20 protein-coding genes, 1 pseudogene and 1 riboswitch are annotated in these 24,251 nt (G+C 73.3%); of the genes and pseudogenes, 6 read left to right on the forward strand and 15 right to left on the reverse strand.

The window, feature by feature from the left end:
* Nucleotides 1-58: 58 nt before the first annotated feature.
* The 5 genes from ACIOC1_RS25925 to ACIOC1_RS25945 all read right to left on the reverse strand — a co-directional run bounded on the left by ACIOC1_RS25925 (nucleotide 59) and on the right by ACIOC1_RS25945 (nucleotide 9,136).
* The gene (locus tag ACIOC1_RS25925) at nucleotides 59-3,550 is read right to left on the reverse strand and encodes an SNF2-related protein (RefSeq protein WP_401856504.1); all 3,492 of its coding nucleotides are present in this window, start codon (nucleotides 3,548-3,550) and stop codon (nucleotides 59-61) included.
* Between the two features lie 125 nt (nucleotides 3,551-3,675).
* On the reverse strand, nucleotides 3,676-5,583 hold the full coding sequence (locus ACIOC1_RS25930; protein ID WP_391163216.1) for a ricin-type beta-trefoil lectin domain protein: 1,908 nt from the start codon (nucleotides 5,581-5,583) through the stop codon (nucleotides 3,676-3,678).
* Between the two features lie 390 nt (nucleotides 5,584-5,973).
* Nucleotides 5,974-6,990, reverse strand: coding sequence for a LacI family DNA-binding transcriptional regulator (locus ACIOC1_RS25935; RefSeq protein WP_355346758.1), 1,017 nt, complete (start codon nucleotides 6,988-6,990; stop codon nucleotides 5,974-5,976).
* Nucleotides 6,991-7,321: 331 nt separating this feature from the next.
* Nucleotides 7,322-8,062, reverse strand: a complete 741-nt coding sequence (locus tag ACIOC1_RS25940; RefSeq protein ID WP_391045759.1) for a methyltransferase domain-containing protein — start codon at nucleotides 8,060-8,062, stop codon at nucleotides 7,322-7,324.
* Between the two features lie 117 nt (nucleotides 8,063-8,179).
* Complete coding sequence (locus ACIOC1_RS25945) at nucleotides 8,180-9,136, reverse strand: enoyl-CoA hydratase/isomerase family protein (RefSeq protein WP_401856505.1); 957 nt, start codon at nucleotides 9,134-9,136, stop codon at nucleotides 8,180-8,182.
* A gap of 217 nt (nucleotides 9,137-9,353) precedes the next feature.
* Nucleotides 9,354-9,448: riboswitch (ZMP/ZTP riboswitch) on the forward strand.
* A gap of 20 nt (nucleotides 9,449-9,468) precedes the next feature.
* Between ACIOC1_RS25945 and ACIOC1_RS25950 the strand changes: the two genes are divergently transcribed.
* The gene (locus tag ACIOC1_RS25950; protein WP_401856506.1) at nucleotides 9,469-10,929 is read left to right on the forward strand and encodes a glycine hydroxymethyltransferase; all 1,461 of its coding nucleotides are present in this window, start codon (nucleotides 9,469-9,471) and stop codon (nucleotides 10,927-10,929) included.
* 108 nt (nucleotides 10,930-11,037) lie between these two features.
* Here the strand turns inward: ACIOC1_RS25950 and ACIOC1_RS25955 are convergent, their stop codons facing one another.
* On the reverse strand, nucleotides 11,038-11,253 hold the full coding sequence (locus ACIOC1_RS25955) for a DUF4190 domain-containing protein (protein ID WP_401856571.1): 216 nt from the start codon (nucleotides 11,251-11,253) through the stop codon (nucleotides 11,038-11,040).
* 161 nt (nucleotides 11,254-11,414) lie between these two features.
* Nucleotides 11,415-11,567 (reverse strand): hypothetical protein, encoded by a 153-nt coding sequence (locus ACIOC1_RS25960; RefSeq protein WP_355346770.1) that lies wholly within the window; start codon nucleotides 11,565-11,567, stop codon nucleotides 11,415-11,417.
* Nucleotides 11,568-11,681: 114 nt separating this feature from the next.
* Between ACIOC1_RS25960 and ACIOC1_RS25965 the strand changes: the two genes are divergently transcribed.
* The 5 genes from ACIOC1_RS25965 (at nucleotide 11,682) to ACIOC1_RS25985 (ending at nucleotide 15,688) form a co-directional block, all read left to right on the forward strand.
* Entirely contained in the window at nucleotides 11,682-12,317 is a 636-nt protein-coding gene (locus ACIOC1_RS25965) for a TetR family transcriptional regulator (protein ID WP_401856507.1), read from the forward strand.
* Between the two features lie 324 nt (nucleotides 12,318-12,641).
* Nucleotides 12,642-13,796, forward strand: a complete 1,155-nt coding sequence (locus ACIOC1_RS25970; RefSeq protein WP_391163214.1) for an AraC family transcriptional regulator ligand-binding domain-containing protein — start codon at nucleotides 12,642-12,644, stop codon at nucleotides 13,794-13,796.
* Complete coding sequence (locus ACIOC1_RS25975) at nucleotides 13,789-13,995, forward strand: hypothetical protein (protein ID WP_401308261.1); 207 nt, start codon at nucleotides 13,789-13,791, stop codon at nucleotides 13,993-13,995. The genes ACIOC1_RS25970 and ACIOC1_RS25975 overlap by 8 nt, the downstream gene beginning before the upstream one ends.
* A 37-nt stretch (nucleotides 13,996-14,032) precedes the next feature.
* Nucleotides 14,033-14,743 carry a ThuA domain-containing protein gene (locus ACIOC1_RS25980; RefSeq protein WP_401856508.1) on the forward strand — a complete coding sequence of 237 codons (711 nt, stop codon included), beginning with the start codon at nucleotides 14,033-14,035 and terminating at the stop codon, nucleotides 14,741-14,743.
* A gap of 135 nt (nucleotides 14,744-14,878) precedes the next feature.
* Nucleotides 14,879-15,688: a DUF6227 family protein gene (locus tag ACIOC1_RS25985; RefSeq protein WP_391163211.1), complete on the forward strand. Its 810-nt coding sequence runs from the start codon at nucleotides 14,879-14,881 to the stop codon at nucleotides 15,686-15,688.
* A 25-nt stretch (nucleotides 15,689-15,713) separates the two neighbouring features.
* Here ACIOC1_RS25985 and ACIOC1_RS25990 read toward each other — a convergent pair whose 3' ends face one another.
* The 8 genes and pseudogenes from ACIOC1_RS25990 to ACIOC1_RS26025 form a co-directional block, all read right to left on the reverse strand.
* Nucleotides 15,714-16,784 carry a carbohydrate kinase family protein gene (locus ACIOC1_RS25990; protein ID WP_401856509.1) on the reverse strand — a complete coding sequence of 357 codons (1,071 nt, stop codon included), beginning with the start codon at nucleotides 16,782-16,784 and terminating at the stop codon, nucleotides 15,714-15,716.
* A complete protein-coding gene (locus ACIOC1_RS25995; RefSeq protein WP_355346790.1) occupies nucleotides 16,781-17,287 on the reverse strand; it encodes a hypothetical protein in 507 nt (168 codons plus the stop codon). Before ACIOC1_RS25995 ends, ACIOC1_RS25990 begins: the two co-directional genes overlap by 4 nt.
* Before the next feature lie 69 nt (nucleotides 17,288-17,356).
* Complete coding sequence (locus tag ACIOC1_RS26000; protein WP_401856510.1) at nucleotides 17,357-18,364, reverse strand: hypothetical protein; 1,008 nt, start codon at nucleotides 18,362-18,364, stop codon at nucleotides 17,357-17,359.
* 265 nt (nucleotides 18,365-18,629) lie between these two features.
* Nucleotides 18,630-19,241 (reverse strand): annotated as a pseudogene (locus ACIOC1_RS26005) (RNA polymerase sigma factor); the annotation flags it as partial.
* A 504-nt stretch (nucleotides 19,242-19,745) separates the two neighbouring features.
* On the reverse strand, nucleotides 19,746-20,954 hold the full coding sequence (locus ACIOC1_RS26010) for a glycoside hydrolase family 6 protein (RefSeq protein ID WP_401856511.1): 1,209 nt from the start codon (nucleotides 20,952-20,954) through the stop codon (nucleotides 19,746-19,748).
* A gap of 189 nt (nucleotides 20,955-21,143) precedes the next feature.
* Nucleotides 21,144-22,049 carry an ABC transporter permease subunit gene (locus tag ACIOC1_RS26015; RefSeq protein WP_391163203.1) on the reverse strand — a complete coding sequence of 302 codons (906 nt, stop codon included), beginning with the start codon at nucleotides 22,047-22,049 and terminating at the stop codon, nucleotides 21,144-21,146.
* Nucleotides 22,046-22,942 (reverse strand): carbohydrate ABC transporter permease, encoded by an 897-nt coding sequence (locus tag ACIOC1_RS26020; RefSeq protein WP_401718702.1) that lies wholly within the window; start codon nucleotides 22,940-22,942, stop codon nucleotides 22,046-22,048. The genes ACIOC1_RS26015 and ACIOC1_RS26020 overlap by 4 nt, the downstream gene beginning before the upstream one ends.
* The gene (locus tag ACIOC1_RS26025; RefSeq protein WP_401856512.1) at nucleotides 22,942-24,249 is read right to left on the reverse strand and encodes an ABC transporter substrate-binding protein; all 1,308 of its coding nucleotides are present in this window, start codon (nucleotides 24,247-24,249) and stop codon (nucleotides 22,942-22,944) included. Before ACIOC1_RS26025 ends, ACIOC1_RS26020 begins: the two co-directional genes overlap by 1 nt.
* Nucleotides 24,250-24,251 lie beyond the last annotated feature (2 nt).

The raw sequence follows: 24,251 nt of genomic DNA on the forward strand, positions 1-24,251 counted from the left end.
CCACCGGGGCCCACGGCGTCCGCCGGGCCGCCGCACTCGCACCGACCGGAGAGGCGCGTCACTCGCTCACCGCCTCCTCCTCCGACAGCCGCAGGGCGTCGCGCAGTTCGGCCGTGGTCAGCTCCGCGAGCCAGTTCGCCGCCGCGGTGTCGCCCGCGCCGACAGCGCCGACGGCGGCGTCCGCGAGGGTGCGCTTGGCCTCGATCATCGCGTCGACGCGCTCCTCGACGGTGCCCGCGCAGACGAAGGTGCGCACCTGGACGTCGCGGGGCTGGCCGATCCGGAAGGCGCGGTCGGTGGCCTGGTCCTCGACGGCCGGATTCCACCAGCGGTCGATGTGCACGACCTGGCTGGCCGCGGTGAGGTTGAGGCCGGTGCCGCCCGCCTTGAGGGAGAGCAGGAAGACAGCTGGGCCGTCCGTCTCCTGGAAGCGGGCCACCATGTCCTCGCGGGCCCGCGCCGGGTCACCGCCGTGCAGGAACAGCACCTCGGTGCCGAGCCGCCTGGCCAGGTGCGGGCGCAACAGGGCGCCGAAGGCCGCGTATTGGGTGAAGCACAGCGTCTTGTCGCCCGCGGCGAGCGCGGTCTCCAACGTTTCCTCCAGACGGGCGAGTTTGCCGGAACGGCCGTCCAGAGACGAGCCGTCGCCGAGGAAGTGGGCGGGGTGGTTGCAGACCTGCTTCAGCTTGCCGAGGGCGGCCAGTACGTGGGCGCGGCGGCGCAGTCCGCGGGTCTCGTCCATGCGCGCGAGCATGTCGGCGACGACCGCGCGGTAGAGCGCGGCCTGCTCCGCGGTCAGATTGCACACCACCTTGATGTGCTGCTTCGCGGGCAGTTCGCGGGCGATGGCCGGATCGGACTTGAGCCGCCGCAGCACGAACGGCCCGGTGCGGCGGCGCAGTTCGGCCGCCACGGCCGCGTCGCCGTCGCGCTCGACGGGGATGGCGTACCGCTCCTTGAAAGCGCCCGCCGTACCGAACAGGCCGGGGTTCACCAGGTCGAGCAGCGCGTGCAGTTCGGCGAGTCGGTTCTCGACGGGGGTGCCGGTGAGGGCGATCCGGTGCCGGGCTGGCAGGGCGCGCAGCGCCCGGTACTGGTGCGTGGCACTGTTCTTGACGCTCTGCGCCTCGTCCACGACCAGCCGCCGCCAGGTGACGGCGGCCAGCGCATCGTGGTCGCGCTGCACCAGCCCGTAAGTGGTGATCACCAGGTCGGCGCCTCTTACCGCCGCGGCCAGTTCCGTACCGGTCAGCCGCCCCGCGCCGTGGTGCACGTACACCCTCAGCTTGGGTGCGAAGACGGCGGTCTCGCGCCGCCAGTTGCCGACCAGCGACATCGGGCAGACGACGAGCGTCGGGCCGTACGCGCTCTGGTCGCGCCGGTCCGGGTCGCGCCGATCCGGGTCGCCGTCCCGCTCGCGGTCCCGGTCACCCTCCCGCTCGCCGTCCCGCTCGCGTTCCACGGCGAGCAGCGCGAGGGTCTGGGCGGTCTTGCCCAGGCCCATGTCGTCGGCGAGCACGGCGCCGAGGCCGAGCCGGGACAGGAACGCGAGCCAGTCCAGGCCGCGTTGCTGGTACGGACGCAGGGTCGCGGTGAAGTCGGCGGGTACGGCGACCGGTTCCGGGCGGTGCTCCGCGCTGCCGCGCAGCAGTGCGCCGAGGCCGCTGAGCCGGTCCGCGGGGTCGTCGGCGGTGACCACGGTGACGGGCAGCCCCGCCTCGGCCGCGGTCGGGTCGAGGGCGATCCGCAGGGCCTGTCCCGTGGTCATGGTGCCGCTGCCCGCGCGTTCCAGGAAGGCCAGCACGGCGGCGATCCGCTCCGGGTCGACCTCGGTCCACTGGCCGCGCAGGCGTACCAGCGGCTGCCGGGCGGCGGCGAGCGCGGTGAGTTCCTTGTCGGTCAGCGCCTGGTCGCCGAGGGCCACCCGCCAGCGGAAGGCCACGATCGCGTCCCGGTCGGCGATGCTCGACGTCTCGACGGTGCCGGGCTGCGGCTCCCGTACGGTCAGCGCCATGCCCAGCGCGGGCTTGCGCTGCCACCACGACGGGACCAGCACCCCGAAGCCCGCCTCCGTCAGCGCCGGGGCCGCCTCCCGAAGAAAGGCCAGCGCCCCGGCCCGGTCGAGCCGCAGCCCGGAGGGGCGCTCACCGGCCAGCGCGGTGCGCAGCGCCTGATACGTGCGGGCGGCGCGGGTCAGCGCGGCGAGCACCGTCTGCGGCGGGTCGTCGGCGTACCGCGTCAGCGCGGCCTGCGCGGGGCCGCGCGTCCACACCTCGGCGGCCTCGACGGTGAGCGACGGCTCGTCGACGGCCTGGACGAGGAAGTCGAGACTCCAGCCGTCGTCCTCCGCCCCGTCGCCCGGGCCCGCGCCGAGGTCGCCGCCGCGCGGTTCCGTCAGCCGGAAGCAGAGCCGCAGCGGCTGGTCGTCCGCGGCGGCCGACGCGTGCCAGGCGGCCAGCCGCTCCCCCAGCCGGGCCGTCTCGACCGGGTCGGCCGCGCGCATCCGGCCGTCCGCCGCGCCGAGCGCCGCCGCCCACGCCTCGGCCGCTCCGGCCGCCTTCCCGCCCTTCACCAGCGGCCCCGCGTCCTCCAGCGCCGCCCGCGCCTCGCTGTCCACCAGGACGGCCATGACGTCCGTGACGAGCCCGGCCGCCGACCGTACGCCGTCCGCCGCGCCCAGGGTCAGCGTCGGCGGGACGGCCGCGGTCAGCCGGGCCAGCTCCTGGTGGCCCGCGGCGTCGGGCGCCGGGCGCCACCGGGCGTGCGGGACGCCGTCCTCGCGGACGAGTTCGGGCAGCAGCCTCCCCCGGCCGACCAGCCGCCACGCCAGGTCGTGGGCGGCGACCAGCCACCGCACGGAGGCGCCGTAGGGCAGCTCGGCCAGGTCGGCGTGCGACAGCTCGCCGAGGAGCTGGGCGGCCTGGCCGGGGGTGAACAGGACGGCCGGTACGGTCCAGGGCGCGAGCGCGCCGCGACCGTCGCCGGGAGCGGCCGGGGTCCGCAGTTCGGGCGACGGCCGGGGCCGCCCGGCGGCAGTGGGCAGCACGAGGCCCGCGGTCCCGCGCGCGGCGCGGCCCACGAGCCAGCCCAGTCCTGGGCCGCCCGTCGAGAGCAGCCGTACGACCTCGGCGGCGGGAACGGCGAAGGGGTGCGTGGCGGGCGCGCCCGCCGGAGTCTCCCCGTCCGCGTCCCGGCCCGTCGCCGCCCTGGGAGGTCTGCCTGGGACGGGCTCCGCCGCCCGCGCGTCACCGCCGCCGAGCCGCTTCGCCGGAGTCTCCCCGTCCGCGTCCCGGCCCGTCGCCGCCCTGGGAGGTCTGCCTGGGACGGGCTCCGCCGCCCGTGCGTCACCGCCGACGAGCCGCTTCGACGGATTCCCACCGTCCGCGTCCCGGCCCATCGCCGACCTGGGACGACTACCAGCGGCGGGCTCCGCCGCCCGTGCGTCACCGGCGGCGGGCGGGCTCGTGCCGCCCGCCGGACGCGGCGGTGTGTGTTCCGTCCACAAGGCGAGCCGCCGGTCCGCTCGCCACTGGGCGTGCAGAGCGAACACGGCGGCTGCCTTCCGTCGGCGACGGCTGATCGGCGGTTGATCAGCGGGAATGGTGGCTGCCGACAGCCTACGTCGAGGTCAGGACATCACCGGGGCGCCACCGGGGCCGCCCGTGGTGGCAGGGGTCACGCGGCGGGCGTGGTCCACTGCTGGTTGGCGGCCCCGGTGCAGTCCCAGATCTGGAGCCGAGTGCCGTTGGCCGAGCTGGGTCCCGTGGCGTCGAGGCATCTGCCCGACTGCGGATTGACCAGGGTGTTGTTGGCGCCGTGCGTCCACTGCTGGGCGCCGGAGCCGTTGCAGTCGTAGAGCTGCGCCTGGGTGCCGTTGGCGGTGCCGCCGCTGGCCAGGTCGAGGCACTTGCCGAGCACCTGGAAGGTGGTGCCGGAGGCGGTCCACTGCTGGGCGGTGGTGCCGTTGCAGTCGTAGAGCTGCACGGCGGTGCCGTTGGCGCTGCTGGCGTTGGCGGCGTCGGCGCACTTGCCGCCATAGCCGGTGATCGCGCCGGTGTGGCCGGTGCCGCCGTTGCCCGTGCCCTGGGTGCCGTTCCAGGTGAAGGTGGCCGAGGCGCCGGCGGGCAGCGAGTAGGAGAAGTTCTCGTTGCCCCAATTGGCCCGGATCGTCTGCGCGGACGACGTGTCGTTGTAGGCGATGAGCGCCTTGGACCCGTCGGGGTTGCGCCAGGCGACGTTCGGCACGCTGGTGTTGGCGGTGGAGGCGATCCGGTACGCGCCGGGCTTCACGAATTTCGTGAGGTGGCCCATCGTGTAGTACTCGATCGTGTAGTCGACCTGCCCGCTGCGGCTGTCGCCGTTGTGCACGGTGATCAGGCCGGTGCAGGTGCCGCAGCCGCCGTTGTGCGGACCCATGTTCTGGTCGACCGCCAGGCTCCATTTGACCCAGCTCTGGCCCCAGTTGCGGGTGTAGTCGATCAGATTGTGCATGTCCTCCTTCTGCTGGTTGGCGATCCAGGTGCCACCGGAGTGCTCGGTGTCGAAGGCGGGCAGATTCGGGTACTGGTTGTGGACGGTGGTCTGCTCGCTGACGTCACCGCCGTATCCGTGCCAGGCCAGACCGCCGAAGTTGGGGTCGTTGCGGATGGCCGCGTCGGTGACGGTGGGGGCGGCGTAGCTGTCGTACGTGTCCCAGTTCCAGTCCAGCGCGAGGACCTTGGTGGACAGTCCGGCCGCGTGCAGCGCGGGCAGCAGATTGGTCTTGGTGAAGTACGCCAGCCCCGCGCCGTTCCACTGCGCCGACGGGTAACCGCCGCAACAGGTGGGCTCGTTCTGCACGGTGACGTAGTCGATCGGCACACCCTGCGCCTGGTACGCCTGGAGGTACTTGACGAAGTACTGCGCGTACGCGGCGTAGTACTGCGACTGCAACCAGCCCTGGCTGTAGGCGCCGTTGTCCTTCATCCACGGCGGCGGGGTCCAGGGGGTGCCCATCACCTTGACGTTGGGGTTGAGCTGACGCGCCTGCTTGGTGAGCGGCACGACGTCGGCCAAGTCGTGGGCGATGCTGAAGTGCGCGAGCGTCGGGTCGGTCTGCCCCGCGGGCATGTCGTCGTACGTGTAGTTGCCGCGGGCCAGGTCGGAGGCGCCCATCGGATTGCGCAGGAAGCCGAGGCCGATCCCGTTGACCGGGTCGAACAGCTTCTGCATCACGGTGTTGCGGGTCGAGGCGGACAGCGCGCCGCTGGAGTTCATCAGCCAGGCCGCGGTGTCGGTGAAGGAGGCGCCGCCGCCGCTGAACTGCTGGTAGGTGGTCTTCTCGTCGACGGTGACGTTCTGTCCCGAGCCGCCGGTGCCGGTCGCGAAGGTGAGCGGCGTCTGCTGTTCGAGGCCCTTGACGACGTTGCGTCCGCCGGAGTCGGAGGTGGTGGTCAGATAGACCTGCACGCTCTCGCCCGCGGCGTGCGCGGTGGCCGGAACGGCCAGCATGGGGGTGACGGCCGCCGCGGCGGCGGCGAGCATCCCGACGAGTGTGCGCCGCAAGCGGCGTCTGCCCGCGTGGGGGCGGGTTGCTGCGCTCATGGGTCCGGTTGCCTTTCTACGGCTGAGATGGCATGGCCCTGACATGACGAAGTGGGCAGTCGTGGGGCGCCCACTTGTTTCATCACTTGTTTCACGACTTATATCGCGACGTGATTTAACTCGCGCGCTCTATAGGCGTCAAGGGATTGAACATGGGCTGAATCGCTGTAACGGAATGAAACAGCGGTGAATGCGTGCGGGCGGCCGGTGTGACCTGCGGCATTGGTCCAGACCGCGGGAAGAAGCGCGGCGGCGCGCGGGAGCGGGCTCCGGGGACGTACCTCTTTCCCCCGGCGGGCTCAGCCTCAGCGGGCGGCCCCAGGGAGCGGGCTCAGCCTCAGCGGGCGGCCTCGGCGCCCAGCGGGCGGGCTCAGCGCCCAGCGGGCGGGCTCAGCGCCGAGCGGGCGCCGTGCTTCCGCGCGGCACCAGGACCGGCGCCTCCAGCAGGATGTCGGCCACTTCCTGGCCGTCGACCAGCGCGAGCAGCGCGGCGGCGGCCCGCTCGCCGTACGCGGGCACGCGCCGGCTGACGGCGGTGAGCGCCGGGTGCACCAGACGGCACAGCTCGCTGTCGTCCCAGGCCACCAGGGACAGTTCGGCCGGGACCGGGATGCCCATCTCCTGCGTCACGCTCAGCGCGGCGACCGCCATCACGTCGTTGTCGTACACGATCGCGGTCGGCCGGTCGGCGCCGGACAGCAGGCGGCGGGTGGCGCGGGCGCCGTCCTCGCCGGAGTAGTCGGTGTACACACAGCTCACGCCGGTCAGGCCCAGTTCGGCCGCCGCCGCGTCGAACGCCTCGCCGCGCTCGCGGGTGTGCACGAAATGCGCGGGCCCCGCGACGCGGGCGATCCTCCGGTGCCCCATGGCGGCCAGATACGCCAGCGTCTCCCGTACGGCCTCCGCGTCGTTGAGCCACACCGACGGGACGCCGGGGACGCCCGCCGCGTGGCCGACCACCACGCCCGGCAGCTCCAACTCCCTGAGCAGGCCCAGCCGGTGGTCGTCGTCGCGCAGGTCGACCAAGAGCACGCCGTCCACCCGGCGTTCCCCCCACCAGCGGCGGTACGCGGCCTCCTCGGCGTCCGCGTCCTCGGTGACCTGGAGCAGCAGCGCCGTGCCGGTGGCGGCGAGACCGGCCTCGACGCCGGAGATGAGCTGCATGAAGAACGGCTCGATGCCCAGCACCCACGCGGGCCGGTCCACGACGAGTCCGATCGCGCCGCTGCGACTGTTGGACAGCGCGCGGGCGGCGCTGCTCGGATGCCAGCCCATCCGCGCGGCGATCTCCAGAATCCGGGCCCTGGTCTGCGCCGACACCCCGGCCTTGCCGTTCAGCGCGTACGAAACCGCGCCCTTGGACACACCCGCGGCGTCGGCGATGTCGGCGATGGTGGGACGCTTCACAGGGCTCACTCGGCCTCAAGGTGCCAGGGCCCGCGCGGGCCGTGCTCGGATGCGATCGGCACACACCTTAACAACGCTGAAACGTCGCCGCACCCTGTGTGACGGACTCCCATGGTGCCCCATGACGCTGCTCCGCTCAACCGGTTCAGCAACTTCGAGCGCCCTGCGCGCGAGTGCCGCTCCGGCCCCGTCACGGCTCCCCCGACCGCACCGCGTCCCGTACCGCCCGGGGGTGGCGGGGCGCCGGCTCCGGGGCAGGGGGGCCGCCGGGAGACACGCGCGGAACAGGCGTACAGGGCCTGTGTGGCCTCTCCCGGCCGGGCCCCGCCCCTCACGCCCGTGTCGCCGCGATCTCCAGGCGTACGTAGTCCACGACCGGTTCGGCGAGCCGGGCGGCGACGGCCTTGACGAAGGGCTCACGGTCGTCGTCGGCCATGCCGTCGAGGTGGGCGCCGAGGACGACGGTGGCGAGGTAGGACTCCAGTTGGTCGCCGGGCTCGAAGCGGGCCGGGTCCGGCCGGAGGCCGACCTCGATGCCGGTGAACCCGGCGTCGGCGAGCTGCCGCCGGGTGTCCTCGACCCCGGCGAAGTCCCAGACGTCGGGCGCGCCGCCCAGGACGTCGGCCACGGCCGCGTTGACGGCCGCGATGTTGCCCCGGCCGCCGCATTCGCTGACCAGTCGGCCACCGGGGCGCAGCCGTCCGGCGAGCGAGGTGAAGAGCGCCGCGTGGTCGGCGATCCAGTGGAAGGCGGCGACGCTGAAGACGGCGTCCACCTCGCCGTCGAACGGCAGCGGTCGCGTCAGGTCGGCGTGGACGACCTCGACGCGGTCCAGCCGTCCGGCGAGGCGTTCGCGGAGCTGTTCCAGCATGCGGACGGAGCCGTCCACGGCCACCACCCGGCCGCGCGGCAGGAGGTCGAGCAGGCCCGCCGTGTCGCGGCCGGTGCCGCAGCCCGCGTCGAGCACCCGCTCGTCACCGGCCAGCGGCAGCCGCCCGAGCGTGCGCCGTCCCCAGCCGAGGTGCGGCAGGGGCAGCGAGTCGTACGTCTTGGCGTCCCATTCCCTCGGCATGGCGCGGCACTCCGTCTCCCGGCCCTCGGGCCGTCAGCTCCCGCCGCGGCACGGCGAGTTCAGCGGTCACGCTACGCCCGTCGTCCACATCATGACACCCGCATCTCACATAATGAGCTACAGGGTCGCTGACCAGGTCGGCTTGCGGTCCTTGTCGACCAGCGCCGCGCGCACGCCCTCCGCGAAGTCGGGGGTGAACGCCGTCGCGCACGCCCATGCCAGCTCGTCCGCCAGGCACTCCTCAAGCTCCGCGCGGGCGCCGCGCGCCAACAGGTCGAAGGTGATCGCCAGGCTCGCGGGCGACGCGCGGCGCAGCGCCTCCAGCGTGTCGTCCGCCCACGCGCGGTCCTCGTCCTCCGCCACCAGCCGCGCCCACACCTCGCCCAGGCCGGGGGCCGCGAAGCAGCGCTCGATCGCGGCGAGGTGGTCCGTCAGCTCCGACGGCGGCGCGCCGACGTACCGCGCCAACGGCGCCCCCGCCGGGTCCGTGCCGTCGTCGCCGGTCAGCGCCGCCTCCAGCGCGGGCAGTTCGGCGGCGGGCACGTAATGCGTGGCGAGACCGCACGCCACGGCCGCCGCGCCCGACACACGCACTCCGGTCAGCCCGAGATACCAGCCGACCGCGCCCGGCAGCCGGGGCAGGAAGTAGCTGGCGCCGATGTCGGGGAAGAAGCCGATCCCCGTCTCCGGCATGGCGAGCGCCGCCCGCTCGGTCACGACCCGCGCCGACCCGTGCACCGAGATGCCGAGGCCGCCGCCCATCGCGTAACCGTCGATCAGCGCCGTGTACGGCTTCGGGTACCGCGCGATCATCGCGTTGAGCCCGTACTCGGCCGTGAAGTACGTCTTCACCGCCGTCTCGTCCCCGGCGAGCGCCGCCGCCCGTACGGCCCTGATGTCACCGCCCGAGCAGAACGCCTTGGGCGACGTGCTGCGCACCACGACCGACCGTACGGCCGCGTCGTCGCGCCATCCCTCCAGCGCCTGCGTCATCAGCCGGACCATCGTCAGGTCCAGCGCGTTCAGCGCCCCCGGACGGTCCAGCTCGATCACCCCCGTGCCCCCTTCGCTCACACGGGTCCTCACGGGCGATCCGACGGCATCCATGCTGCTCCCCACGGCTTCCGGACCCCGCTACCGGAGCCTCGCCCCCATCCAAACAGACGCCTCTCGACGCCCCGCGCGAGCGGCCCCGGCGCCGGTGGGCGGGCACGCGGGCGGGCAGGGGTGTGCGGAACCGTCTCACCAGGCCGACGCGCGGTACGCGCCCCCGAGGGACTTGGTACGCTCGGCGACGGGCCGTGACTGGCGCGCTGGGATGGGTTCAACCATCGGGAAGCGGCCCGCGCTGGAAGCGATGAAGTGCCGTGCGCCTGGGCCGTCCCGTTCCGATCAGGAGGACTCCCATGGCCGCTTCCGAGCCGTCTGCCAGCACCGCCTCGACCGCTTCAACCGCCTTCCGCAGCGCGCTGGACGTGATCCGCGGGGTCGAACCGCGCGTCGCGGACGCCATCGCGAACGAGCTGACGGACCAGCGCGAGATGCTGAAGCTGATCGCCAGCGAGAACTACGCGTCGCCCGCCGTGCTGCTGGCGATGGGCAACTGGTTCAGCGACAAGTACGCCGAGGGGACCGTCGGCCGCCGTTTCTACGCGGGCTGCCGCAATGTGGACACCGTCGAGTCGCTGGCCGCCGAGCACGCGCGGACCGTGTTCGGCGCCGACCACGCCTACGTACAGCCGCACTCGGGCATCGACGCGAATCTGGTGGCCTTCTGGGCGGTGCTGTCGCAGCGGGTCGAGAGCCCGGCGCTGGCCAAGGCGGGCGTCAGGCAGGTCAACGACCTGTCGGAGCGGGACTGGGCGGAACTGCGCCGCGAATTCGGCAACCAGCGGATGCTCGGCATGTCCCTGGACGCGGGCGGCCACCTGACCCACGGCTTCCGCCCGAACATCTCGGGCAAGATGTTCGACCAGCGCAGTTACGGCACCGACCCGGCGACCGGTCTGCTGGACTACGACGCGGTACGGGCCGCCGCCCGCGAATTCCGTCCGATGATCATCGTGGCGGGCTACTCGGCGTACCCCCGGCTGGTGAACTTCCGTCTCATGCGGGAGATCGCGGACGAGGTCGGCGCGACGCTCATGGTGGACATGGCGCACTTCGCCGGTCTGGTCGCGGGCAAGGTGCTGACCGGCGACTTCGACCCGGTGCCGCACGCGAGCATCGTCACGACGACCACGCACAAGTCGCTGCGCGGCCCGCGCGGCGGCATGGTGCTGTGCGACGACTCGCTGGCCGAGCACGTCGACCGCGGCTGCCCGATGGTGCTGGGCGGCCCGCTGCCGCACGTCATGGCGGCGAAGGCCGTGGCGCTCGCGGAGGCGGCGCGGCCGGAGTTCGCCGACTACGCGCAGGCCGTCGTCGACAACGCGCGCTCCCTCGCCGAGGGGCTGCTGACCCGCGGCGCGAAGCTGGTGACGGGCGGCACCGACAACCACCTCGTGCTGATCGACGTCTCCGGCTACGGGCTGACCGGCCGCCAGGCCGAGGCCGCGCTGCTGGACGCGGGCATCGTCACCAACCGCAATTCGGTGCCGCAGGACCCGAACGGCGCCTGGTACACCTCCGGCATCCGGATCGGCACCCCGGCGCTCACCACGCGCGGGCTCGGCGCGGTCGAGATGGACGAGATCGCGGGCCTGATCGACACGGTGCTGTCCGGTACGACGGCCGCGCCCGCGAAGAGCGGCGGCCTGTCGAAGGCGAAGCACGTGCTGGACGCGGCGGTAGCGGAGCAGGTCGCCAAGCGCGCCACCGACCTGCTCGCGGGCTTCCCCCTCTACCCGGGCATCGACCTGAGCTAGCGCCCGCGACCCGAACCGGGTCCTGGACCGGACTCCCCCGAACGCCGAGCGGGCCCTTCCCTTGCGGGAGGGCCCGCTCTGTTCGGCGGATCGACGGATCGACAGTCCCTAGCTGAACTGCCAGATCACGCCGTGGTGGGCGATCGTCAGCGCCAGGACGACCAGCAGGTCGGCGACGCCGAGGGCGAAGCCGAGCAGCGCGCGCCCGCGGCGCTGGGTGCCGCGGCTGATCGCGACCAGGGCCAGCACGATCGCGACCGGGCCGAGCACGAGGTTGAGGACGAGCAGGCCGAGGAGGCCGAGCAGGAAGGACGCGACGGCCATGCCGTCGGCGTCACGGGTGTTCGCGGCCGGTGTGCCGGTCGCGACCGGGTGGGCTGCGGTGTTCACGGTGTTCCTTCCGGGAACTGTCGTGGTGGGCCGGGGTGTCGGGCCGGTAGGGGCCCGTGCCGCACGCGGAGTGCGGGGTGCGCGTCGGCGTGGGTTCAGCCGCGGTGCCGGGCGATGCCCTCGCGGACCGCGAAGCCGAACAGCCAGACGGCGATGGCGCCCGCGGCGACGAGGAAGACCGGCAGCGTGGTGTGGGCCGCGGCGCCCATCAGGACGCCCATGCCGAGCAGGAGGACGACGAGGCTCATGTCTGCTCCACCTCCGGGGAGTTGACGTTTCAGATAACACTTGTTCACTGACTTCATCAGTGTAGCGCCGGCCCGCGCTGGCCAAAGTCGGAGAACGGTTGTTTACTGAATGACATGAGTCACACTCCGGGGGTCCGCCAGGCACAGAAGCAGCAGACCCGGCAGTCGCTGCTGGACGCGGGCCTGCGGCTGCTGGAGCACCAGAACCTCAGCAGCCTGGGCCTGCGCGAGCTGACCCGGGAGATCGGCGTCTCCCCCGCCGCCTTCTACCGGCACTTCCCCGACATGGCCGACCTCGGCGTCGCCCTGGTCGCCGAGTCGCTGGGCAGCCTGCACACCGTGATCCGGGCGGTGCTGGCCGAGGGCGCCGATTCCGCGGAACTCATCGACCGGACGGTGGCGCTCACCGCGGCGTACGTGGCGGAGCACCGCGCACATGTCCGCTTCATCGCCCGCGAGCGGCACGGCGGCGTGGCGCGGGTCCGCGAGGCCATCGCCGCGGAGCTGAACGGTTTCGCCGACGAGGTGGCCGCGGGACTCGCCGCGCAGCCCGTCTCCGCGGGCTGGCCGGCCGACGACCTCCGCGTACTCGCCGAGCTGTACGTCGACCACATGGTGATGACGGCCGCGGCCTTCCTGGAGGCCCCCGCGGACGACCCGGCGGCGCGCGACCACATCATCCACGCCGCCCGGATGCGCATGCGCGTCATCAGCATCGGCCGCGCCCACTGGCTCGACCCGGAGGCGTAGCGAGCCGGTCCGGGAGCGCGGGACGAGCCGGTCCGGGCCACGGAAAGGGGTGCCGCCGGTGCGAATGGAGACCCATCCGCACCGGCCGTCCCCCGTTGTCCCCCGCGCCTCCCCCGACACGGGACACCCACGATGCCCAGGGGCACCGGTGCCCCCGATCATGTCCCGGACAGGAGGTGCCAAGGGAGGGCATAACGCGCCAGGCACCGGACCCAACACGCCACATGCCGCGTAAGCTGCCGGACCCCCTTCGCATGCACCACGCACCACGCACACCTCTCGACCCGACCCGACCCGACGAGCCGACTGCCCGAGGAGCCGGTCATGCCCCCCACCGCGACACCGCCCGTCGGCCCGGCAGGGCCCGCCGCCCCCGACCGGCTGACGGAGCCCGACCGGCTGACGGAGTGCGTCGTCGTGCCGCGCTTCATCGCCACCGCGGCCACCCCGAGCCTCGCGCAGGCGCGGCAACTCGTACGGGCGGCGGGACTGCCGAACGTCCTGCACGGGCCGGAGACCGCGCGGACGCCGTCCGCGAACACCTACCGCCTCTGGGGCGCGGTACTGGCCCGCACGGAGCGGCCGGACGCCGGGCTGCTGGCCGCCGCGGGCTACCGGCCGGGACTGCTCGACCTCTTCGACTACCTGCTGAGCACCGCGCCCACCGTCGGCGAGGGCCTGGCCAGGGCCGCCTCGTACATCCATCTGGTGAGCAGCAATTCGGTGCTGACCAGCACGGAGTCGGGCGACGAGGTGAGCGTGGAGTACGCGGTGCGGCGCGGTGACGACGAACTGCGGGGCGTCGTCGCGGAGTTCGCCCTGTCGGTGGTCACCTCGCAACTGCGCCACGCCACCGGGACGGCCCTCACCCCGCTGCGGGTCTCCTTCACCCACCGGCGGCCACGCGGACACGGCGGCTACGGGGAGGCGTTCGGCGACGCGCCGGTGGACTTCGACGCCGAGGCGGACGCGATCACGCTGCACCGCGCCGATCTGGAACGCCCGTTGGTCACCGCGGACCCGGCGCTCGCCGCGATCATGATGCGTACCGCGCGGACCGTACGGGTTCCCCGGGCGGACACCGAGGGCGTCGCCGTGCCCGGTCTGCGCGAGGCGATCATCACCCAACTGCCCGACGGACGACCGTCGTTGGCCGAAGCGGCGCGGCGGCTCGCGGTCAGCCCGCGCACCCTCCAGCGCCGTCTCGGCGAGGCGGGCACCACCTGGCGCGCCGAACTCGACGCCGTACGCCGGGAACGGTCCGCCGATCCCCGGCACGCGGGCGGCGGCTCCGCCCAGCGCGCGGCCCGCCTCGGCTTCGCCGAATCCCGGTCGCTGCGCCGCGCGATGAACCGCTGGGACGCGCGCGAGCGCGAGACCGGGCAGCATACGGATCGGGCGGACCGGGCGGACCAGGCGGAACAGGTGGGCCAGGACAGGGAAACGGAACGCGACAGGGAGTGGGGACGACGTGCGTGAGTCCGGTGAGCACACCGAGGGCGGCGACCCCGTCTGCTGGCTGAACCGCGTCTGCGACGAATGCGGCGCCTTCCGCGAGGACATGACGGCCAGCGCCTGCGCCCGCTGCGGTACGCCGTTCCCGACGGGTGACGGCGTCGGGCCGGGCCAGGCCCGCGAGCACCCCGACCGCACCGACCACGACTCCCCCTCCGACTGACCCCGCAGCCCGCCCCAGCCCGCAGAGAGCCGCCCGCATGCCCGGATCCGACCGCGTCCTCGTCTTCAGCGCCACCGCCGGGTACCGGCACGACTCCATACCGGCCGGGGCCGCCGCCCTCACCGAGATCGCGGCGGACCACGGACTGCGCGTCCACCACACCGAGGACAGCGCGGAGTTGGGGGCAGCCGTGCTCGACGGCTGCGCGGCCGTCGTCTTCCTCTCCCCCACCGGTGACGTCCTCGACGACCTGACCCGTCGTCACCTGCGGGCCTACGTCACGGACGGCGGCGGTTTCCTCGGCGTCCACGCCGCCGCCTGCGCGGAGGAGCACTGGCCGTACTACGAAGAGCTGGTCGGCGCCCGCTTCGACGGGCACCCGGAGATCCAGCGGGCCGAGGTGACCGTCGAGGACCGTACGCACCCGGCGACCGCGCACCTGCCGGAGCGCTGGACGTGGACCGACGAGTGGTACAACTTCCGCGCCGGTCCCCGCGATGCCGGCCGGGCCACCGGCGCGGACGCGGGCGTACGTGTGCTGGCCTCGGTGGACGAGCGGGGCTACACCGGCGGCACGATGGGCGCCGACCATCCGCTGGTGTGGTGCCGTCGCCTGGGTGCGGGCCGGTCGTTCTACACGGCGCTGGGCCACGACACGACGGCCTACGCCGACCCGGACTTCCGCGCCCACCTGCGCGGCGCGCTCCTGTGGTGCGCCGCGAAAGGCCCGTCCGCCGACGGGAACTGACGGCGGATCACGCAGCCGGAGGGCGCGCGGGGGCCAACCATGCGCCGCAAATCTGCGCGTTCGCGGGCGCAATCGGCTACCGCGCTACTACCCTGAGTCGCCGCGGGGTTGGCGAGGCGGAGCCGGGAGGGCCGGATGGACGCAGAGCCTAGGAACGGAACGGAGCCCGTACGGTCGGGCGGCCGGCCGGCGGAGCAGTTCGACCAGTTACTCCGCCGTGCGGAGAACGGGGAACGGGTGGAACCCGTCCTGGCCGCGGAGGTGCGCACCGCGCTGATGCACTACTGCGGCCTCCAGTCGTGCCGTCACACCAAGGGCCCGCCGCGCAAGCTGAACCGGCGCACCTTCCGGCACAGCTTCCTGCTGCCGGACGGCGCCGTCCGCGTGGTGTGGGAGCTCGAACACAACGCGGGGCCGGACGACGGCGCCGTGCACCGCGCCGTCTTCACCGAACGCGAGGACCTGACGCTCGCCGAGTGGGAGGTCGACGCGGTCTTCGGCGGCTCCCCGGGACCGCGCGACCTCGCCCCCGACGCGCCCGCGTCGCCTTACGAGGACACGTTGCCCGCGACCGCGACCGGGCTGCTCGCCGACACCCCCGACGCCTTCCGTCGCGCGTACACCGAGGGCGACTCCGCCGAGCACGCCTGGCGGCTGCTGCGCCGCGCGACCAACGCCAACGCGCCCGGCCAGGACGTCCGCGGCAGGCTGCGCGCCGCGATCGCGCACGACATCAGCATCGTCACCCGCCGCAGCGCCCTGATCCGGGGCCGCCATGTGTCGTGGTCGCTGTACGAGCACGCGTTCCTGCTGCTGGACGGCACCGAGGTGAGCCTGTGGGAGATCGACCACACCCGCACACCGAGCGGCGACCCGGTGTGCGAGGTCTACGCGTCGCAGGACGCGGCCCTGGACACGGCGGTACGGCGGATCGAGGCGACGTGAGGACGTCGATCCGTACGGGCACGGGCTAAAGGACGGCCCCCACCGCGCCGTTGGCCGCGGCACGCGCGCGGGCGACGGCCGCGGCGAGGTCGGCGGCGCCGATGATCTCCTCGTGGGTGCCGTGGCTCCCGCAGGCGTAGGCGCCGGAGACGGAACCGGCCAGCACGCACTCCGCCAGGTCGCGCCCGGCGAACCGGGCGTGCAGGAAGGCGGTGAGGAAGGCGTCACCGGCTCCGTTGCTGTCCACGACCGGGCGTTCGGGGGTGACGGCGGGGAAGTGCCGCGGCCGGTCGTCGCCGCGGGCCAGGACGTGGCAGCCCGCGGCGCCGTCGGTGGCGACGACCAGCGAGGCCCTGCCCCGCGCGACGATCCGCAGCATCACCGCGCCGATCCCCTCGCCCACCGAGGCGGCGCTGAGGAAGACGAGATCCGCGCCGTACGCCCACGGGTGGGCGGAGGCGTCCTCGCCGTCCCAGGCGTGCAGGTCGGTGGAGACGGTGCGGCCCAGCCGGGCGGCGTCGGCGAACACGTCCTGGGCCAGGGGCGATCGGGAGATGTGCACATGGCGGGCGCGGGCCAGGTGGGGCAGGTAGAAGGCGCTCGGCAGCCGCAGGCCGTCCGGGTGGCGGCCGTCGTAGAAGGAGAAGCGCCGCCCTTCGCGGTCGACCAGGTTGACGCTGCGCGGGGTGCCCGCGGGCGCGGGCAGATGGCTGAAGTCGAGCCCGGCGGACGCGTACCGCTCCAGGATCATCCGGCCCTGCGCGTCGTCGCCGAGGAAGTCGATGAATTTGGTGGTCAGGCCGAGCGCGTGGAAGCCGAGGGCGACGCCGTTGCCGGTGTGCGCGACATAGTCGCGGATCGGCGGGACGCCGACCGAGTCGCTGTCGGGGATGGCGAAGTCGTCGACCCGCACGATGGTGTCCACGCCGGTGCCGCCGACCACGAGGACGTCGTAGTCGGGGCTCGCGGAACCGGGGCTCGCAGAACCGGCGCTTTCGGAACCTGGGCTTTCGAAACCGGCGCTTTCGAAACCGGGCGCGTCCGCGCCCCGTACCTCGGCGTCCGTCGCGTCGCGGCCCCGCGGTGCGGTGGTCATCGGCGGTCTCCCTCGTGGTCACCGCGGCGCGCGGCGTGGTCCTGGTGCGCGGTCAGTATCAGCAGCGAAAGCCGGGACAGCGGCGGCACCGGGTCGGTGCGGCCCGCCCGCTGCCAGGCGATGATGATCGTCAGTCTGATCATCTTCCGGGCGACGTACAACAGCAACGCGGCCATGGGCAGTTCGGCGAGGCCGGCGGTGAGCAGCGAGCCGACCCTGTCGTCGCTGTTCCAGTCGAGGACGACGTCGAACCAGGCGTCGCAGATCAGCAGGGTGCCGGTGACGATCGCCCACGGGATGAAGATCTGGAGCCGCCGCCAGGCGCACAGCGCGGTGACGCCGATCGCGAGGATCAGCGCGCAGTCGAAGCCGACCCACGCGAAGCGCCACTGGCTGACCACCCGGTGGCTCGGGAGGCTCGCCAGCAGGTAGCCGATCCAGGGGATGAGGAAGATGAAGCTTCCGGTGACGACCGCGAGGAACATCTGGCGCATGTGACGCACGTGAGGATCGTGCGGCGAGGGAACCCCGGTAAGCATGGCGTCCACTGTGCCGGATCGTCGCTCCGGAGGTCACCTCACGGTCGTCCCGTGGTCGTGTGTCGCGTTCTCGTCACTCTTTCCCTGCCCGGAGGAGTCGTCCGAGCCGGAATTCGACCCCGCGCCGGAGCCCTGCTCCGAGCCGGAATTCGACCCCGAGCCCGAGCCGGAGTCCTGGCCGGGGGCCGTGGCCCCCGGCGACGGCGGCGCGGACGCGCCCGGCCCGGTCGGCGCGCCCCCGGTGGGCCAGGTGTAGCCGTCGGTGCCGACGGGGTCGGTCGTGGCGGCCGGGGCGGACTGCCCGTGCGCGAGCACCCGGCGGCAGTAGTCGGCGATCCGCTCCTTGCGGCCCGCCTCCCCCTGGAGCCGGGCGACCAGCCACGGATCGGCGTGCCCGCCGTGCCGGGTGGCCTGCGTATAGCTGCGGCACAGCGCCTTGAGCACGGCCTGGTGGTTCCTGTCCGACGGCTTGTACGGGCCGGGGTGGTGCGGGGCGCGCGGGTCGCCGTGCCGGTGTCCCCCGTCGTCCCCGGTGGGGGACGGCGAGGCGCCGCGGGGCGCGTCGGTGCCGGGCGCGGGCGGGGAGGTCGTGCGCGGTACGGCGGCGCCCGGTCCGTCGGCGGTCCCGCCGGTGCCACCGGCGGCGAGGGGACCCGCGTGGAAGGCGCCGCCGCGGAAGGGTCCGGGCAGCACGCCGGTCCCGGCGGCCACGGCGACCCCGCTCACCGCGAAGACCGCGACGAGTCCCCCGGCCAGCGCCTTCGCGGACCGCCCCGACACCACCAGCCGCCGTCCCTCGTCGGCGCCGCCGGTACGGCGCGCGGCCCGGAAGGCGGCCAGCGCGGCCTGTTCGCGCTCGGGGTCGACCTCGGTGTCCCCGGATGCGGCCGTCAGCAGCCGCAGCAGTGTGAAGAACCGGGCGTCGGCGACCTCGTGGAGGGTGCCGGGTTCGGCGGGGCACTCGCCCTTGGTGACGACGCTCAGCAGCCGTTCGGCGGTCACCGGGTCAGGCCAGGTGCCCACGTCACGTCCGTCGTCCATCTCACGCCTCCCCGGCATCGTCACCCACCACCTCGTCGGCGCCGCCGCGCCCCGGCCCGTCCGCGCCCGCGACCCGTCGGCGTCCGACGACCGCCGGCCCGCCCGAGTCCGTACACGCGATGTCCGTGCGCGCGGTTTCACCACGCGCGATGTCCTTACCTCCGGCGCCCGTACCGGCCGGGTCCGTGACGTCCGCGTCCCTAGTGCCGACCTCCCCGCCGGATTCCGCGGGCGCCACCGCGCGTCCGCGCGGCTCGCGGGCTCCGGCGCCCAGCTGTTGGGCGAGGCGGCGCAGGCCGCGGTAGGCGGCGGTGCGTACGGCGCCGGGGCGTTTGCCGAGGACGTCGGCCGCCGCGGGTGCGCTCAGGCCGATCACGACGCGGAGCAGGACGGCCTCGGCCTGGTCGCGCGGGAGCGCGGCGATCAGGGCGAGCGCGCGGGCGGTGGACAGATTGTCGAGGGCGGTGCCCGCGGAGTCGGGCACGGGGACCGGCTCGGCCGCGGCGGGGTCGAGGACGGTGGTGCGGGGGCGGGACTTGAGCCGGCGTACGTGGTCGAGGGCGCGGTGCCTGGCGATGGTGGCCGCCCAGCCGCGGAAGGCGGCGCCGTCACCGCGGAAGGCGTGCAGGTCGCGGACGATGTCGTGCCAGGTGTCGGAGGCGATGTCGTCGGCGTCGTCGCCGACCAGGCCGCGCAGGTAGCCGAGCAGCATCGGCTGCACCTCGCGGTAGACGACGGTGAACGCGGCCTCGTCCCCGGCTCTCGCGCGGGTCACCGCGCGGCCGAGTTCCCCGCCGTCCGTCCCCGCGCGCCGTCGCGTACCGGCCCTGACCACCGCGTCCTCTTCGTACGTCGCGGCACCGCGCACCGTGCCCATGCCCCCGGAGCGGCCGGACCCCCGGGGTTGCCGTCCCGTCTGGTACAGCGTCGCGGCCCCGGCAGGTGTCACCGCGGACCCCGTCCGGCGCGGGACGGCTCGGCGGTACGTCGTTCCGGGTGCGGGCGTACCGGGCCCGGGCCCGTGGGACCCGCGAACCGGCGGGCGCGGCCGGGAGGCGGACCGTACTGTGTGCGCGCCGGACCGTGCATACCGCCTCCGCTCAGCGAGCCGACCGCTCCCGGTGGGCGGTGCGTGGCTCTACTCCCCACAGCGCCCACGGCGGCGAAAGCGTCACTCGCGCCCCACACGCCACGACCGGCGGACGGTCGCCTTCCGGTCCACGGGAGCGGGCGGCGGCGGTGCGCGGGCTCGGATGGGCGCGAGTGGGCCGGGGTCGGACGGTCGGGGGTCGGACCGGCGGGGGCGGGAAAGCGCACGGCCGCCTTCCCCGCCCTGCCGCGAGCGGGGAGAGCGCGGTGGCGGGGAAGGCGGCCGGCGGCATCAGTGCGGCAGCAGCGGCGGGTTGGCCCGGCGGACCAGTTCCAGCGCCTGCTGGGTGAACCACGCGCCCGCCGCCGGGTCCGCGTAGCCGCGTTCCGGGTCGTTCGGGCCCGCGGTGCCGCGGGTGCACTGGCCGTCGGACTCGCCCGGGATCTTCACCCAGAGCTTCGCGTCGGCCAGCGGGTCGCCGGTGTTCAGGGTCGGCCTGGCCCCGAGGCCGCGGCCGGGGGGATTGCACCAGTCCTGCGCGTCGGTGTAGACGCCGGACGGCGGGGTCCAGGGGCCCTGGCCGTTGCGGCTGGTGTCGGTGACGAAGTGCTTCATGGCGGACGGCGCGGTGTGCACGTTCGCGGTCAGCCAGGTCTGCGCGTCGTTGACCGGCCAGTACTGGTTGGGGCAGGCGGCGGTGTCGCCGCCGCCCGCCGCGTAGGCGAGGCAGGACGAGATGAGCTTGCCGTACCAGGCGAGTTCGCTGTCCGAGCGGTAGTTGGAGATGTTCAGGTAGAAGCCGGTGGCGTCGCCGACGCCCGCCTCCACCAGCCGGGGGACGATGTCGTTGACGTTGTGCCAGCCGCTGTGGCCCGCGTCCAGGTAGACCTTGGTGCCCGCCTGCGGCTCCAACGCCTCGACGGCGTAGTGGATTTCGTCGTAGCGCGCGGCCGTGAGGGTGCCCTGCGCGTCGTCGGCGCCGCAGTCGGACGGGAGCAGCGCCAGCGAGTCGGGTTCGAGGATCACCGTGGCGGGCTGCGCCCCGATGCCGCGCTTGACGGCGTCGATCCACGCCTCGTACTCGGCGGTGTTGGCGGCGCCGCCCGCCGAGTACTGGGCGCAGTCGCGGCCGGGGATGTTGTAGAGCGCGAGCACCGGCAGCGCGTGGCGGCGGGCGGCGTCGGTGACGGTCTTGTGGACCGAGCTCTCCACCTGGGCGGGTGTCCCGTCGCCGTACCAGACGGCCTGCGGGGTCAGGGTCATCGCCAACACCCCTGCCGCGTCCTGGAATTGCCCGTGCCGCAGCAGGTCCAGGATCTGCCGGTTCCCGTCCGCGTTGGCGGGCGGGGTGTAGAGCGCGGCGGGCGGGCGCGGGGCGGGGTTCGTGCCGTGACCGGTCGTCGCGTGCGCCGGGGCGACGGCGACGGCGGCCAGCGCGGCGGTGGCCGTGGCGGCGGTGACGAGCGTACGGGCGGTACGTGCGCGGACGCGTGCGGGCATGCGGGTGGACTCCTCGGTACGGCGGGACGGAGTGCGGGCGCTGTCCGGGCGACGCTGAGTGGGAGCGCTCCCATAAACGGCTAGGGGAATTAACTCCTCATAGCGCGGCGCCGTCAATCCCCTGTGCGGGCTTCAAGAAATGAAGCCCGCACAGGAGCGGGGACCCGGCACAGGCGCGAGCCAGGAACCCTACTTGAGCGCCCCCGTCACCAGATCGATTCGCCAGAACCGCTGGAGCGACAGGAAGAGCGCGATCACGGGAACGACCGACAGCAGCGTGCCGGTCACCACCAGCGAGTACAGCGACGCCTCGTCGGCGCCGTGCCGCAGCAGGCTGTACAGACCCACGGTGAGCGGGAATTTGTCGTCGCTGGTGAGCATCACGTACGGCAGCAGGAAGTTGTTCCAGATCGCGATGAACTGGAGCAGGAACACCGTGACCAGGCCGGGGCCCATCAGCCGCAGCCCCACGGAGAAGAACAGCCGGGCCTCGCCCGCGCCGTCGATCCGCCCGGCCTCAAGCAGCGAGTCGGGCACCGCGGCGGCGGCGTAGATCCGGCACAGGTAGATGCCGTACGGGTTGAACAACTGCGGGAGCAGCACGCCGATCAGACTGTCCGTCATACCGGCCTTGGACAGCAGCAGATACTGCGGCACGGCGAGCACGATCTGCGGCAGCAGCACTCCGGCGAGGATCGTGTTGAACAGCGCGGTACGGCCGCGGAAGGCGTATTTGGCCAGCGCGTATCCGGTGGCGGCGGAGACGAAGGAGGCGAGCAGGCCGCCGACCGCCGCGTAGAAGAAGCTGTTGAGCATCCAGCGCCAGAAGATGCCGTGCTGATAGTCCGTCAAGTCCCTGATGTTGCGCAGCAGCCCGAGGTCGGGCGAGGGGACGTAGGTGGCGGTGGAGAAGAGTTTGGTGCGGGATTTGGTGGCCGCGATCAGGATCCAGAGCGTGGGCACGACGCAGTAGAGCGCGCCGAGGACGAGCGCGGCGGTGGGGAGGAACGCGATGCGGGGGCGGGGGGCCGGCGCTCCGCGCTCCTGGCTCTCGCGCGGCGGGGCGCCCGCGGGCGCGGTGGTCACGGTGGTCACTTGGCCTCCCGCTGGACCCGGGACTGGATGACGCGCGCGGTCACGAAGGAGACGGCGAGCGCGGCGACGGTCAGGACGACGGAGGTGGCCGCCGCCGCGTGGATGTCGGAGTTGCCGAAGGCGTCGTCGTAGATCTTCATCAGCGGCACCCAGGTGGAGGAGACGGCGTTGGACAGCGGTTTGAGGGTGTTGGGCTCATTGAAGACCTGGAGCGCGGCGAGCACCGTGAACAGGCAGCACATCACCACCGCGGGCATGACCAGCGGCACCTTGATCCGCAGCACGATCTGCCACTCGGTCGCGCCGTCCAGCCGCGCCGACTCGTGGAGTTCGGCGGGCAGCGCTCGCAGCGCCGTGTAGATCACGATCATGTTGAAGCCGACCGCGCCCCACACCGCCACGTTGGCGACCGAGAAGAAGACCGCGGTCCGTCCGAAGAAGTCGACGTGGTCGCCGCCGATCGGGCTGGTGGCGGGCAGGTAGAGGAAGCCCCACATCAGCGAGGCGATCACGCCGGGGACCGCGTACGGCAGGAAGATCGTCAGCCGGGTGATCCGCTTGAGCCGGGTGCGTTCCATGTCGAGCAGCACCGCGAACAGCAGCGCGAGGAACACCGTCCCCGGCACGGTGATCGCGCCGAGCGCCAGCATCCGCGTGACACCCGACCAGAGGTCGGAATCCCCCAGCACGTCACGGTAGTTGGCCAGGCCCGCCCATACGGTGTGGGTGCCGCCGCCGAGGAGCCCGCCGTTGACCTTGCGGCGCTGGAAGCTGAGCAGCAGCGCGTAGACCCCGGGGGCCACGACGAAGGCGGCGAAGAGCAGGACGGCGGGCATGACCAGCAGATACGGGAACCGGCCGGTCCTGCGCGCGGTGGTCGTCTGACGCTCCATCAGCCGACCGTGAATCCGAGCTTCTTCATGTCCGCGACGGTGGCGCTCTGCATGGCGTCGAGCGCGCCCTTGAACGAACCGCCGCCCTGGAGCGCCTTGCTGAAGTTGTCGGTGTAGCCGGTGAAGGTCACGGTGACGTCGGGTCCCCACATCGGGAAGCTGCGGGCGGCCGGCGCGACCTTCTTGACCTGGGCGTAGAAGTCCGGCTGGTTCGGGAAGAACGCGGGCGCGGCCTGGAGCACGGGCAGCGAGCGGCCCGCGGTGGCGGCGGGATAGACGTTGATCTGCTTGACCTGCTCGGTGACCGCCGCGTCGTCGGTGTTCAGCCAGGACGCGAACGCGGCGGCCTCGGCCGGGTGCCGGGAGTCGCTGGTGACGGTGGTGGCGGAGCCGCCCCAGATGCCGGTGGCGGGGTCTCCGGCCGTCCACGCGGGCAGCGGCGCGACCGCCCACTTGCCCTTGGTGGCGGGCGCGATGCCGCCGATCTGCGCGGGCGCCCAGGCGCCGGAGATCCAGGTGAGCAGCGTCCCGTCGTTCATCTGCTTGTTCCACTGCGGGCTGAACGACGGATTCTTGGCGATCACGCCGTCGTCGACCAGGCCCTGCCAGTAGTCCGCGACCTTCACCGTGGGCGCGCCCGCGATGTCGACCTTCCAGGTGGTTCCGCTGGTGGTCCACCAGTCGGCGCCCGCCTGCTGCGCGAGGCCGGTGAACCAACCGGGGTCCGCCGCGTCGAAGTTGGTCAGATACGCCTTGGGCGCCTTGGCCCGCAGCGTCCTGGCCGCCGCCGCGTACGCGTCCCACGTCGTCGGTACGGCCAGGCCGTACTTCGTGAACAGGTCGGCGCGGTAGAAGAGCATCAGCGGGGCGACGTCCTGCGGGACGCCGTACACCTTGCCCTCGAACACCGTGCTCTTCAGGGTCGGTTGGTCGAATTTCCCGACGGTGTCCTTGGTGTACTCGGTGATGTCCCGCACGACGCCCTTGGAGACCAGCGCGGGCAACGACTGGTACTCGACCTTGGCGATGTCCGGACCGTTCTTCGCCTCGTGCGCGGTGATCATCTTGGCGACCAACTGGTCACCGCCCGCCGGGTTGGAGAGCTTCACGTGGATCTCGGGGTGCGCCGTGTTCCACTTGACGACGACCTTGTCCATGTTCGGGTCCCAGTCCCAGAAGGACAGTTCGACCTTGCCCTTCCCGCTCGGCTCCTGGCCGGACTTCTTGTCCGATCCGCCGCCACAGGCCGCCGTCGTCACCAGCAGCCCTGCCGCCACCAGCACAACGGCGGCTCTTGTCCGTGTCACGC

The organism is Streptomyces sp. NPDC088197, from assembly GCF_044741185.1.
Lineage (GTDB): Bacteria > Actinomycetota > Actinomycetes > Streptomycetales > Streptomycetaceae > Actinacidiphila.